9 protein-coding genes and 1 tRNA gene are annotated in these 13,477 nt (G+C 68.3%); 3 read left to right on the top strand and 7 right to left on the bottom strand.

Going from position 1 to position 13,477, the window contains the following annotated elements:
• Positions 1-57: 57 nt before the first annotated feature.
• Positions 58-134, top strand: a tRNA-Arg gene (locus KB221_02875).
• A 114-nt stretch (positions 135-248) separates the two neighbouring features.
• Here KB221_02875 and KB221_02870 read toward each other — a convergent pair.
• Together KB221_02870 and KB221_02865 are read right to left on the bottom strand one after the other, a co-directional pair.
• Positions 249-1,577: an Hsp70 family protein gene (locus KB221_02870; GenBank protein ID WIY69973.1), complete on the bottom strand. Its 1,329-nt coding sequence runs from the start codon at positions 1,575-1,577 to the stop codon at positions 249-251.
• 90 nt (positions 1,578-1,667) lie between these two features.
• A complete protein-coding gene (locus KB221_02865; protein WIY69972.1) occupies positions 1,668-4,187 on the bottom strand; it encodes an ATP-binding protein in 2,520 nt (839 codons plus the stop codon).
• A gap of 122 nt (positions 4,188-4,309) precedes the next feature.
• Between KB221_02865 and KB221_02860 the strand changes: the two genes are divergently transcribed.
• Both KB221_02860 and KB221_02855 read left to right on the top strand, forming a co-directional pair.
• Positions 4,310-5,479, top strand: coding sequence for a DNA cytosine methyltransferase (locus tag KB221_02860; GenBank protein WIY69971.1), 1,170 nt, complete (start codon positions 4,310-4,312; stop codon positions 5,477-5,479).
• Positions 5,480-5,540: 61 nt separating this feature from the next.
• Complete coding sequence (locus KB221_02855) at positions 5,541-5,975, top strand: hypothetical protein (GenBank protein ID WIY69970.1); 435 nt, start codon at positions 5,541-5,543, stop codon at positions 5,973-5,975.
• Between the two features lie 6 nt (positions 5,976-5,981).
• Here the strand turns inward: KB221_02855 and gyrB are convergent, their stop codons facing one another.
• From gyrB to dnaA, 5 genes are all read right to left on the bottom strand, one after another.
• Positions 5,982-8,420 (bottom strand): DNA topoisomerase (ATP-hydrolyzing) subunit B, encoded by a 2,439-nt coding sequence (gyrB, locus tag KB221_02850; protein WIY69969.1) that lies wholly within the window; start codon positions 8,418-8,420, stop codon positions 5,982-5,984.
• A gap of 359 nt (positions 8,421-8,779) precedes the next feature.
• Positions 8,780-9,910, bottom strand: coding sequence for a DNA replication/repair protein RecF (gene recF, locus KB221_02845; protein WIY69968.1), 1,131 nt, complete (start codon positions 9,908-9,910; stop codon positions 8,780-8,782).
• A 60-nt stretch (positions 9,911-9,970) separates the two neighbouring features.
• Positions 9,971-10,255 (bottom strand): GIY-YIG nuclease family protein, encoded by a 285-nt coding sequence (locus KB221_02840; protein ID WIY69967.1) that lies wholly within the window; start codon positions 10,253-10,255, stop codon positions 9,971-9,973.
• A 69-nt stretch (positions 10,256-10,324) separates the two neighbouring features.
• Positions 10,325-11,443, bottom strand: coding sequence for a DNA polymerase III subunit beta (gene dnaN / locus KB221_02835; GenBank protein WIY69966.1), 1,119 nt, complete (start codon positions 11,441-11,443; stop codon positions 10,325-10,327).
• A gap of 207 nt (positions 11,444-11,650) precedes the next feature.
• Positions 11,651-13,081, bottom strand: a complete 1,431-nt coding sequence (dnaA, locus tag KB221_02830; GenBank protein WIY69965.1) for a chromosomal replication initiator protein DnaA — start codon at positions 13,079-13,081, stop codon at positions 11,651-11,653.
• Positions 13,082-13,477: the final 396 nt, after the last annotated feature.

Below are 13,477 nucleotides of genomic sequence, written 5' to 3'. Positions count from 1 at the left end.
CCTTGCCCCCCGCCCCTGCCTCCGCTAGATACCCGCCCTCGCCGTTCGCGGCCAAGCGCGCCCGTAGCTCAGCTGGATAGAGCATCAGACTACGAATCTGAGGGTCGGACGTTCGAATCGTTCCGGGCGCGCCATTTTCTTTCAAACATCTGTCGGAAGAAGCGGCCGTTGGGCCGAAGTCCGGGCCGGGTATGGTTTGCAGGAAGCCGGACGCCCTTTTCGGGTGATGGTCCGCGCGAGGTGCGGGCTCAGTTCGAAGGCGATCGACGCTCGCTCCAGACATCCAGGTCCGGCTCGAGCCCGATCAGGGCCAGACCCGATGCGATGGACTCAAACTCGCCGCCCGTCTCGATTCGTTCAACGCCAAATCGTCGATGGAAGATGTCTCTCACGGCGGGGACAAACGACGTGCCGCCGGTCAGGAATATCCGGTCGATCTGGTCGGTCGCCAATCCCGATAGCTCCATCGCGTCATCGACAGCCTTCTCCATGGCCGCGAGGTCCGGCGCGATCCAGGTTTCGAACTGTGAACGACTGACGGGCTTCTCGATACGGATGGACCCGGCAACGAAGGAGAAGGTGGCTTCGTCGCGGCTCGACAGGTCCATCTTCAGCGCTGATACGGCGCGGTAGAGCGCATAGCCGTGATTGTCGTCGAGGATCTCGATCATCCGGTCCAGCTTTTCCGGTTCCAGGGCCGTGCGGGACAGGGCGCGGATGTCGCGCATCTCCCTGGACGCCCTTAGCAGCGCAAGCTGATCCCAGCGCGCAAAGGCCGCGTAGTAGCGTTGCGGGATTGGAAGTGATTTGCCGAACGACCGGTACTCCCCGCCCTTGCCCAGTTCCGGCGACACCAGGTGGTCGATGATGCGGTAGTCGAAGGCGTCGCCCGCCACGCCGACACCCGAGCGAGCCAGGGGGGTCGAGCGAAGGCCTTCCGGGGACCGTTCGAAGCGCACGATCGAGAAGTCGCTGGTTCCGCCGCCGAAGTCGGCCACGAGGACGTTGGCGTCCGCACTGAGCGTCCGCGCGAAGAAGAAGGCCGCGCCGATCGGCTCATAGGCGTAGCGGATGTCGGTGAACCCCAGGCGGGCGAAGGCGGCCTCATAGCGTCCGAGCGCCAGCTGTTCATCCGGTGCGCCGCCGGCGAAGGTCACCGGCCGGCCGACGATGACGCGGGGCGGCAAGGCGGCCATCCGCTCGCCGCCGTGCGCGCGAAGGCGCAGGAGGAAGGCGCCGAGCAGATCCTCGAACCTGTAGCGTCGGTTGTCGATCACCGTGTCAGTGAAGGCGGCGCTGGCCGCGAAGGTCTTGAACGACTGGATGAACCGGGTCTCCAGGGCGTCCTCGACATAGGCGTCAATGGCCCAGGGCCCGGCTTGCACGACCCGTTCGGAGGACTGGTTGCCCGCGGCCGGCCGGACCTGGAAACTCAGGGTCGAGCGGAACGCTGTCACCTCCCCCGGGGGGGCATCGAAGCGCAGAACGACCGCAGCGCCGTCGGGACCGGTGATGGCGACGACGGTGTTGGTCGTGCCGAAATCAATGCCGACCGTCGGCGCGGTTGCGGGGATCATGCACGAGGCTCCGGACGGTGGGCGGCGTTCCTAGCCCAAAACACCGGGCAATGCGCCCCGCGCGTTCAGCGAACAGATCCTCCCGGGCGGTCAGGCAGCCTCGGCGTCGAGTCCCGGAGCCGCGGCGGTCAGGACCTGATCTATGCCGGCGAACAGGGTGGCCATGGTCACCGGCTTGGCCAGGTGGCCGTCGGCGCCGGCCTTGCGTCCGGCCTCGACATGTTCGGGCATGGCGTTGGCCGTCAGCATGAGGACCGGCGTACGATCCCGGCCGCGCTGCAGCTCGAAGGCGCGGATTTCGGCGGTGGCGGTCAGGCCGTCCATCACCGGCATCTGCATGTCCATGAGGACCAGGTCGTAGGTACCGGCCCGGAATGCCTCGAGGGCCTCGCGGCCGTCCGCGACGCAGACCAGTTCGGCGCTGGCGCCGGACAACAGGACCTCGATCACCTTGCGGTTGGCTGGATGGTCGTCCGCCAGCAGGATCCGCAGCGGAACCGCGTCAGACCCGGCCTCTGAAACCACCGCGTCGCCGGCCTGCGCCTCTGCAGCGATCGGCAGGGGCGTCTCGAACCAGAAGCGTGAGCCGATGTCCGGCTGGCTGTCGCAGTCGAGGACTCCGCCCATCAGCTCGGCCAGCTCGCGCGAAATGGTCAGGCCCAGGCCCGTGCCGCCGAAGCGGCGGGTGATAGAGCCGTCGGCCTGATGGAAGCGGCCGAAGATGCGGGCCTTCTGATCGGGCTCGAAGCCGACACCGGTGTCCGTCACGGTGAAGCGGACGCGGCCGTCGGCAGTGTCCTCGACGCTCAGCCGGACCTCGCCCTCGGCCGTGAATTTCAGCGCATTGCTGACCAGATTGGTGAGGATCTGGCGGATGCGCACCGCATCGCCATGGACCCGCCGCTCCGCGGTCGGCGCGATCTCGATCACCAGGGCGACGCCCCTCTCCTCTGCCTTGGGCTGCCACAGGGCGGCGGTCTCCCGCACGATGTCGGCCAGATGGAAGGGGGCCGTTTCGATGGTGAGCTGGCCGGATTCGATCTTGGCGGTGTCGAGGATGTCGGAGAGCAGGCGTTGGAGGGTGTCGCTGGACGACCGGACGATATCGACCATCTCGCGCTCCCGCGCGCCCAGGTCGCTGCGGGCGAGGGCGTCGGCCATGGCGACCACACCGTTCAGCGGCGTGCGGATCTCATGACTCATATTGGCGAGGAAGTCGCTCTTGGACCGGCTGGCCTCCTCGGCGGCGCGGCGCGCCAGACGCAGATGCCCGGCCGAGCGCCACTGCCAGACCAGCAGGCCGGCGGCGGTCAGGAAGAAGACGATGGCAATGCCGACGATCCAGCGCTGGGAACTGATCACGTCCTTCTGCAGCCGGGTATTGGTCCGGGCGGTGTCGAGCTGGCGGCGGCGTTCGGCGAGCTGCTCCTGCATGTCGCCTGTGACCTGTCCGATGCCGGCGCTGAACCGGCGCGCGGTCTGGATGTCCTGCGCCTTGTGATAGGCTTCCAGCCGCTGGAAGCCTTCCCGGGTCCGGCCCTCGGCGAAGAGCAGGGCGGCCTCGACCCGCGGCACTTCCGAAATGCCGTCTTCGCGGAACAGGCCGGCGGCCTCGCGGCGGCGGATTTCGGCGAGGTCCCGGCGCGCCAGGGTGAGCTGACCCGTGCGGGCATAGGCGAGGGCGCGGGACGGCAGCAGTTGCGGCGCGAGGAACTCCGCCGCGCCAAGGTCGGTGCCATAGGGAGAGAGGCAGTCCAGCACGCCCCGGGAGTCGCCGCCGCCCTCGGCCACCAGGGCGCAGAGATTGGCGTCATAGACCGTCAGGCTCTCCAGCCCTGCTCGCAGGGACAGCCGGTGATGGGCGGCATAGAGCTGGTCGGCGAGATCCTGGTCGCCGACCTGAACCGAGAGGCGCGTCAGGTTGTAGAGGGCGTCGAAATCGGGGCGAGGATAGGCGGGATTGGAGAAATCGATCTCGAAGCGGCGGAAGGCCGTGGTCGCCCCCTCGATGTCGTTCAGGTCCATCAGGGCCAGGCCAGTGACCTCCCACAGGCCCGCGCGCGCGGTGTCGGCAAAGGGAGCGTCATCGGGAATAACCGCGTCGGCGGCAGTCAGCAGGCGCAGCGCCTCGCCGATACGGTCGCGGTCCATGAGCGCGAGGGCGCTGAGGCGCATGGCGTGCGCCTTGACGAACCAGTCGGTGGTGGTGCGGGCGATCTGGTCGATGTCGACCGCCGCAGCGTTGTCGCCGCTGTCGTAGCGGATGGCCAGGGCATTCAACCTGGCGATCATCTGGTACCGCTCGTCCCGACGGGCCAGGGCGGCGGCGGCGAGGCGGTTGTTCCAGACCTCGGCGCGCTCGAAATCGCCCTGGTTCAGGGTGATCCACATGACGTGATAGAGCCGGTTCAGCCCTTCGCGGCCCGGGTGAGTGAGGGCGGCTTCCCCGAAAGCCTCGAGGGCCGGAAAGCTGGTGGCGGCGGCCCGTTGCTCGACGCGCTGGGCCAGCTCGATCCGGCTCTCACGGGACTGGGTCGCAGCCTCCGCGCCGCCGGCGAAGGCGAAGCCGAGCAGCAAGGCGGCGACGAGGACAAGCTTCCCTGGGGACATTTCGGTTCCGTGATGACCGCCCACCATGACCCACCGACCCTTTCCCAAGCTTTAGCGACGCAAGAATTACCGTCGACGGACCATCTGTGGACTTCCGCCTGTCGCCGCGTCAGCGTTCGCGGATGGCCGAATCGACCGTCAGGGAGCCCGTGCCGGGGGGCTATTACGAGTTCTTCGCCGGAGGCGGGATGGTGCGCGCAGGCCTCGGGGAGGCCTGGCGCTGCCTGTTCGCCAATGACTTCGATCCGGCCAAGGCAGCCTCCTATCGGGCCAACTGGGGGGACGCGGGTCTCAAGGTTGGCGACATCGCCGCCCTGACCGCCGCCGACCTTCCGGGCGAAGCGGCGCTGATGTGGGGCTCCTTCCCCTGCCAGGATCTGTCGCTGGCCGGCGTCGGTGCCGGTCTGGGCGGCAAACGGTCGGGGACGTTTCACGACTTCTGGGGGCTGGCCCGCGCGCTGGCGGCGGAAGGCCGGGCACCGCGCGTCATGGCCGTCGAGAATGTCTGCGGAGCCCTGACCTCGCACGGCGGTCGGGATTTCGAGGTCATCTGCCGGACCTTCGCCGAAGCGGGCTACCGGTGCGGGGCCCTGGTCATCAACGCCGACCGGTTTCTGCCGCAGTCCCGACCGCGCCTGTTCGTGATCGGCGTGCGCGACGACGCCGTGCTCGATCAGGCCCTGACAACGGGAAGCGCGGATGGACCGTTTCACACGCCGGCCCTGCGCCGGGCGGTCGAGCGGCTGCCAGCCGAACTGCAGTCCCGGATGGTCTGGTGGCGGCTGCCGGAGCCCGGCCTTTCCAACGCGAGCCTGGGATCGGTGATCGAGCCCGAACCGTCGGGGGTCCGCTGGCATTCGGCCGCCGAGACCAGGACGCTGCTGGCCCTCATGTCGCCGACGAACCTGGCCAAGGTCGAGGCGGCGCGGCGGACCGGGGAACGCTGCGTCGGGGGGCTGTACCGACGGACACGGCGCGATGCGGCGGGCGAGCGGGTCCAGCGCGCCGAGGTCCGGTTCGACGTCGCCGGCTGCCTGCGCACGCCGGGCGGCGGGTCGAGCCGCCAGACCCTGCTGGTGGTCGAGGGCGGGCAGGTCCGGTCCCGCCTGATGTCAGCGCGGGAGACGGCGCGGTTGATGGGACTGCCGGACAGCTACCGCCTGCCGGACTCCTACAGCGCGGCCTGTCACCTGACCGGCGACGGAGTCGCGGTGCCGGTGGTGCGGCATCTGGCGCAATGGCTGATCGAGCCCTTGCTGGCGGCGCAGGCCGGGCTTCGCCGGGCCGCCTGACAGCCCCTTGCCAAAGCCGTACAGCGGGGCATCATGTCGCCGGGGATCCGGGGAGGACATCATGAAATTCGTACTGGCAGGGCTGGCGGTTCTGGGGTTTGCGACGCCGGCGGCGGCGGAAACCTGGCACGTGTTCTCGCGCAGCGCCAACTCGGCCTATATGGCCGAGGTCGACGGCATCGTGGTGGAGGGCGACATCACCCGTATCCAGCTGGCCATCGTGCCGCTGCGGGGCGAGGCCGGCGACAAGAGCCACACCGTCGACAGCTATGAATTCAAATGCGGCTCGAACGAGTGGCGCAGCACCCTGTCGGTGGAATACGGCCCCGACGGCGTCGAGACGGGCAGCTATCCGGACCAGGGCGACTGGCTGAACGCCCGGAGCGGGACGATCCCGGGCATCCTGAAAGAGATCGCCTGCGACGGCGTGCGGGCCAATCCGCCCCAATGGCCGACGATCGACGCCTTTGTCGAGGCGCGGGTCCCGTCGGCCTGAGCCATCTCAGGCGTCGACCGCCGCATCCAGCGCATTGGCCTGGATGAACTCGCGGCGGGGTTCGACCACGTCGCCCATCAGCTTGGCGAACAGGTCCGACGCGTCTTCCTGATGCTCGACCTGCACCTTCAGCAGGGTGCGGGCGTTGACGTCGAGCGTGGTCTCCCACAGCTGCTCCGGGTTCATCTCGCCCAGGCCCTTGTAGCGCTGGATTGCGATGCCCTTCTTGCCGGCGTCGAGCACCGCTTCGAGCAGGTCCAGCGGGCCGCGGACGGTGACGGCCTTGTCCTTGCGGCGGAACACCGCCGGCTTGTCGAACAGGCCCTCGAAGGCGGCCGAGCGCTCGGACAGACGGCGGGCGTCCAGTGAGCGGATCAGGGCCTCTTCCAGCACGATCCGTTCGGTGACGGCGCGGCGGACGCGTTCGAAGGCCACGGCCCCCTGGGCACCCGCCTGGCCCGTCCAGTCGCCATCGCCTTCCTCGGCGTAGAGGTTGAGGCGAGCGGCGGCCTTCGACGGGTCGGCGGCCTCTTCGTCGAACAGGCCGGCGAGGGCCGACTGTTCAATGGCGAAGGCGGGGGCGCGTTGCGACAGACGATCGACCCCGGCCTTGAAGGCCTTGGCCTCGCGGACGAGCGATTGCAGGTCCAGGCCGGTGCGGCGTTCGCCGGTGGGCAGGTCCAGCTCGGCCTCGGACGAGCCCTCCTCGATGAGGTAGGAGTCCATCTCGGACTGGTCCTTGAGGTAGCGCGACTGCTTGCCCTTGGAGACCTTGTAGAGCGGCGGCTGGGCGATATAGACGTGCCCGCGCTCGATCAGCTCCGGCATCTGCCGGTAGAAGAAGGTCAGCAGCAGGGTCCGGATGTGGGCGCCGTCGACGTCGGCGTCGGCCATCAGGATGATCTTGTGATAGCGCAGCTTGTCGGCGTTGAAGTCGTCACGGCCGATGCCGGTGCCGAGCGCCAGGATCAGGGTCCCGATCAGTTCTGACGACAGCATGCGGTCGAAGCGGGCGCGCTCGACGTTGAGGATCTTGCCACGCAGGGGCAGGACAGCCTGGTTTTCGCGGTTGCGGGCCTGTTTGGCCGAGCCGCCGGCGGAATCGCCCTCGACGATGAACAGTTCGGACTTGGCAGGATCGCGTTCCTGACAGTCGGCCAGCTTGCCGGGCAGGGAGGCCATATCCATTGAGGTCTTGCGGCGGGTCAGGTCGCGGGCCTTGCGCGCGGCCTCACGGGCAGCGGCGGCCTCGATGATCTTGGCGACGACGGCCTTGGCCTCGACGGGATGTTCCTCGAACCAGGTCGAGAGACCTTCGGAGCACAGGCCCTCAACGGCGGGACGCACCTCGGACGAGACCAGCTTGTCCTTGGTTTGGGACGAGAATTTGGGGTCCGGCACCTTGACCGACAGGACGCAGGTCAGGCCCTCGCGGGCGTCCTCGCCCGAGACCGAAACCTTCTCCTTCTTGGCGGCTCCGGCGGCGTCGATATAGCCGCCCATGACGCGGGTCAGGCTGGCGCGGAAGGCCGACAGGTGGGTGCCTCCATCCCGCTGGGGGATGTTGTTCGTGAAGCACAGCATGGTCTCGTGGTAGCTGTCGTTCCACCACAGGGCGAGATCGATCTCGATCCCTTCCTTCTTGCCGCGGATGACGATGACGTCCTTGAGGATGGGCGACTTGGACTTGTCCAGGTGGCGCACGAAGGCCTCGACGCCGCCCTCATAGTGCAGGATTTCCTCGAAGGGCTCGGCCCCGCGGTGATCCTGCAGCTTGATGACCACGCCCGAGTTGAGGAAGGCCAGCTCGCGCAGGCGGTGCTCGAGCGTCTTCAGATCGAAATCGATGTGGGCGAAGGTGGTGACCGAGGGGAAGAAGGTGACCTCGGTGCCGGACAGGACCTTGCCATTGTCGCGCATCGGGGCGTCGCCGGTGACCTTGAGGCTCTCGACCGTGTCGCCGCGGGCGAACTTCATCTCATGGCGTTTGCCGTTGCGGTAGATGACCAGCTTGAGCCAGTCCGAAAGCGCATTGACGACCGAGACGCCGACGCCGTGCAGGCCGCCGGAGACCTTGTAGGAATTCTGGTCGAATTTACCGCCCGCGTGCAGCTGGGTCATGATGACCTCGGCCGCCGAGACGCCCTCGCCCTCGTGGATGTCGGTGGGGATGCCGCGGCCGTTGTCGGTCACGGTGACCGAGCCGTCGGCATTGAGGATGACCTGGACCAGGTCGGCGTGGCCGGCCAGGGCCTCGTCGATGGCGTTGTCGACCACCTCATAGACCATGTGGTGCAGGCCCGAGCCGTCGTCGGTGTCGCCGATATACATGCCGGGGCGTTTGCGCACCGCGTCCAGGCCCTTCAGGACCTTGATGGAATCGGCGCCGTAGGCGGCCTCTTCGGCGGTGTCTTCGTTACGCGCGGTCGGGGTCTGGTCGGTCATGCATTCGGTCGGTGAAACGCCCTCCGGGAGGGCTTCTGAAGGCGGCGGCGGGGCCGCCTTGAACGGACGGTTTTCAGGACGCGAATCCGGGTCGCGCCGAGGCCTGCAACATATAGGGATTCAGGGCGGAATTGCGAGGAAAAGCGGTGTCTGAAGGGGGCGTCGCGTATGGTCAGCTGAGAGGGCGCCAGAGTCCTGTCTCCTCCCCGTTCGCCTGGGCGAATGGGGAGGTGGCGCGGCGCGTCTTCGCGCCGTGACGGAGGGGTGGTGAGCAACGATCGCGGCGCGGCCCCCCTCCACCACGCTTCGCGTGGTCCCCCTCCCCATTCGCTTCGCGAACAGGGAGGAGACGAAAACGGCTACTCCACTGTCAGCGCCCCGCCCTCCACCCGCACGAACTGCGCCCGGCCGCGCAGGGGAGCGAACAGCTCCGCCTCGGTGCCGGTCATGAAGGCCTGCAGGCCGAGGGCCTCGATCTCGTCGAACAGGGCGGCGCGGCGGGCCGTGTCGAGGTGGGCGGGGGCCTCGTCGAGCAGAAGCACCGGCGGGGCCGGCTGGTCGGCCAGACGGGTGATCTGGGCGAGGATCAGGTTGAGCACCAGCGCCTTCTGTTCGCCCGAGGACCCCTCGGCGGCGGGGCGGTTCTTTTCGCGGTGCAGGGCCGTCAGGTCCGAGCGGTGCGGGCCGAACAGGGAGCGGCCGGCGGCGGCGTCGCGGGCGCGGCTGCGGGTCAGGCCCTCGCGAATGGCGGCGGCGATGGCCTCGGGGCCGGCGCCGGCGGTCGCCAAGCCTTCCGCCTCTCCGCTCAGGCCGAGGTCGGCCTGGGGGAAGGGACGGTCGTTGCGGGCGTCGATGGCGGCCTGGAGCGTGGTCAGGGCGGCGGCGCGGGCGATGGCGGCCTCGGCCCCGGCCTCGCCAAGGCGCAGTTCGAGGGCATCGAGCCAGAGGGGGTCGGCGGCGCGGCCTTCCGAGCCCTCGGTCAGCAGGCGCAGCCGCTCGCGCAGGGCCTTTTCATAGGCGGAGACCGAGGCGGCGTGGGCAGGGTCGGCGGCGAAGACCAGCCGGTCGAGGAATTTCAGCCGCGCGGCGCGGGCGTCGGAGAACAGCCGGTCCTGCTCCGGCGTGGCCCAGACCGGGCGCAGATGGTCGAGCAGCCGGCCGGGCTGGGCCGTCTCGCCGTCGATGCGGACGATGCGGCGGGCGGCGCCGGGCGACTGGACGCCGGTGCCCAGCTTCGTTTCCTCCTCCCCGTCGGTCAGGACGGCCGCGACGGCCCAGGCGCGGCCGGTCGCCTCGCCCGGCTCGCGGCGACCCATCTCGGGGGCCGTGGCACCACGCAGCCCCTTGCCGGGGGTGAAGAGGCTGAGGGCCTCCAGCAGATTGGTCTTGCCCGCGCCGTTAGGGCCGTGAAGCACCACCGCCCCCGCCGCGACGGGCAGGGTCGCGCTCGCATAGGAGCGGAAATCGGTGAGGGTGAGGGTGGTGATCAAGATTTTCCGCTCATCCCGGCGAAAGCCGGGACCCAGTTCTTTCGCAAGAACGCGGGCGGTTCAGAAGAGCTTTTCGAACAGGTCGGTCCAGCCGGGGTTGGTCCGCTCGATCAGTTCCAGCTTCCAGGTCCGTTTCCATTCCTTGATCTGACGCTCCCGGACGAAGGCGGCATGGCGGCTTTCGTGGACTTCATACCAGACGAGGATGGCCACGCCGTATTTCGCGGTGAAGCCGTCGCGCCGTTTGTCGCGGTGCTCGACGATCCGCTTGATAAGATTGTCGGTCGAGCCGGTGTAGAGGGTCCCGTTTCGACGGCTGGCGATGATGTAGGTGAAAAACGCCAACCGGAACCTCCGTACGTAACGAAAGCACTGGGTCCCGGCTTTCGCCGGGATGAGCGGGAATTTGTGTGCCTACACCCTCAGCGGCATCAGCACATATTGCACGCCCGGATCGCCCGGATCGAGCACGAGCGTAGGCGAGGCCGGGTCGGCGAATTTGAAGTGGGCAGTCTCGCCGGTGATCTGGCCGGCGACGTCCAGCAGATAGCGGGCGTTGAAGCCGATCTCGAAGGGCTCTTCGGAATAGCCGATCTCGACCTCCTCGACCCCCTGCCCGGCCTCCATGTTGCGCACCGTCAGGGTGACGCGGTCCAGCTCGAAGGCCAGTTTCACCGAACGGCTCTTCTCGGCCGAGATGGTGGCGACGCGGTCGACGGCCTGGGCGAACAGGGCGTTGTCGATGTCGGCCTGTTTGTCGTTCCCCTTGGGAATGACGCGCATGTAGTCGGGGAAGGCACCGTCGATGACCTTGGAGGTCAGGCTGGCCTGGCCGAATTCGAAGCGGATCTTCTGCGGGCTGACCATGACCTCGACCGGGCCGGAGCCGTCGTCGAGCAGGCGGCGGACCTGGTCGATGGTCTTGCGCGGGACGATGACTCCGGGACCGCCGGCGGCGCCCTCAGGGGCGGGCGTCTCGGCGAGGGCCAGTCGGTGGCCATCGGTGGCGACGGCCCGCAGCAGCGGGATGCCGGCCTCGGCCACGGTGTGGAGGTAGAGGCCGTTCAGATAGTAGCGGGTCTCTTCGGTCGAGACGGCGAACCGGGTCTTGTCGATCAGCCGGGCGAGGTCTTCCTTGGGCAGGGTGAAGCGCGTGCCCGAGGTGTCGGTCGACATGACCGGGAAGTCGCCGGCCGGCAGGACCGGCAGGTTGAATTTCGAACGGCCGGCCTGGACCACCAGACGGGGATCGTCGCCGTTGTAGCTGAGCGAGACCTCGGCACCGTCCGGCAGTTTGCGGACGATTTCATAGAGGGTGTGGGCGGGGGCGGTGATCTGGCCCTCGACATTCACCTGGGCCTCGGCCTCGTCGACCATCTCCATGTCGAGGTCGGTGGCGGCGAACGACAGCTTGTCGTGCCCGGCGCTGAGCAGGACGTTGGACAGGATCGGAATGGTGTTGCGGCGCTCGACGACACTCTGCACGTGGCCAAGGGCCTTGAGGAGCGCGGATCGTTCGATGGTCAGTTGCATGTGGTCTCGCCCGCCGTCAGCGACTCACAAGCCGCCGCAAAGAGATAGGGCTACGGACTCTAGCGGATTGGCCGGGCGGGGCAAGGAAGGGACGAGGGATGAGGGATGAGGGATGAGGGACGCCGCCCCATCGATGTGTGGATAATCCCCACCGACAGGGCCCCGGCCAAAACCTGGTCCCTATTCCCTCATCCCTAGTCCCTCGTTTCAGCCGCGCAGCTTGCGCGTCAGCGTCTCGACATCCCGGGCGATCTGGTCGTCCAGCGCCATCAGTTCCTCGATCTTGCGCACGCCGTGCAGGACCGTGGTGTGATCGCGCCCGCCGAAACGGCGACCGATGTCGGGGTAGGAGCGGGTCGTGTGCTGTTTGCACAGCCACATGGCGATCTGGCGCGGGCGGGCCACGGCGCGGGTCCGACGCTCAGAGAGCAGATCGGCCTGTTTGAGGCTGAAATGATCAGCGACCGTCTTCTGGATCTCGTCGACGGTGATGCGGCGTTCGGGTCCGCCACGCAGGGCCGAGCCGAGCAGGGCCTGGGTCTCGTCGACGCTGAGGGCCGACAGGCGAGCGCCGGCGACGGCGGCCAGGGTATTCACGGCGCCCTCGAGTTCGCGCATCGAACCGGGGGTGCGGTCGACCAGATGTTCCAGCACCTCGGCCTGGGCCTCGCCCGAGACGACGCCGAGGTTGGCCAGGGCCTGGATGCGATTGCGGGCGACGGCCAGTTTCAGGGCGCGGTCCGCGGGCTCGACCGGGCAGGTCAGGCCCGAGGCCAGGTGGCTGCGCAGGCGCGGCTCGACCTCGGTCAAGGCCATCGGCGGGCGGTCGGCCGAGAGGATGATCTTCTTGCCGTCCTCGATCAGGGCGGTGAGCGTCGAGAGCAGTTCTTCCTGGGTGCCGGCCTTGCCGCCGACGAACTGGACGTCGTCGATCAGCAGCATGTCGGCGTTGCGCAGGCTGTCCTTGAAGGCCGCCATGGTCCGGTCCTGGGCGGCGCGGACGAAGGTCGACAGGAAGCGTTCGGCGGTCAGATAGACGACGCGCGCGTCCGGCCGCAGGCGCTGGGCCTCCCAGGCGATGGCGTTGAGCAGGTGGGTCTTGCCGTAGCCATAGGGGCCGCAGAAGAAGATCGGGTTGAAATGGCCGTCGGCCCAGGCGGCGGCCTGGCGGGCGATAGCCAGGGCGAAGGCATTGCCCTGCCCTTCCACGAAACTGTCGAAGGTCAGGCGGTCCTGCAGGCCGGCGGCGCGCACAGCGCGGGCGCCGTCGGCGACCGGGGGCACGGTCGCCATGGGCATGGGAACGGGCTGCAGCGGAATGACAGCGGCGCCCTCGGCGCGGCCGGCGGCGACCTGGGAGGCCGAGGGGGTCGAGCCCATCTCGGCGCGGCAGCGGACATCGAGGCGGCGCGACAGGCCGTCGAGACCGAGCCACAGTTCGTTCATGCGGCGCAGGGCGTTCTTGCGAACCCAGTCGCGGGCATAGGCGGTCGGGGTGACGAGGATCAGCTGGCCGGCACCGTCGGCGCGCACGGCCGAGGGGGCGATATAGGAGCTGAAGGGCCCCTCGCCGATCTCGCTGCGCAGGCGACCGGCCGCCTCGGTCCAGATGCGATCCGGATCCGTCATCCCCGCCATTTGCGCGCTCCCCGTCATCGTCAAAGCCACCCTTCGAAACCCATCACCCGACGCACTTCGGGAGAGGCCTGATCCGGGACGACTTCTCCTGTCCCGTGCGGCTGGCGCCTCGCGGGTGGGGTCGAACTCTTGAACAGGCGTCTCACGCCGACACGAAAACTGGTTCCGCGCCGCTTTCATTCCGTATGGGAATGGAAGTGCGTCAGCGGCTCGAACTTACCCTCGAGGAGGGGGGCGTCAACGCTGATTCGCGACTCGAATTGCAGTTAAAATTGTTGACTCCGCTAAAGCCAAACACCGTCAACGAAAAACGCGTTTTCGCCACACAAGCGAGTGCCAATACGCCTGACAGCGGTTACCGGCGCACGTGCAAACGGCGAGGGAGCCTTCGCGCCC

It is taken from the genome of Aquidulcibacter paucihalophilus, assembly GCA_030285985.1.
Taxonomy (GTDB): domain Bacteria; phylum Pseudomonadota; class Alphaproteobacteria; order Caulobacterales; family Caulobacteraceae; genus Brevundimonas.
Note: the sequence above shows the minus strand (reverse complement) of the source record. Positions and strands in the feature narration are given on the sequence as shown.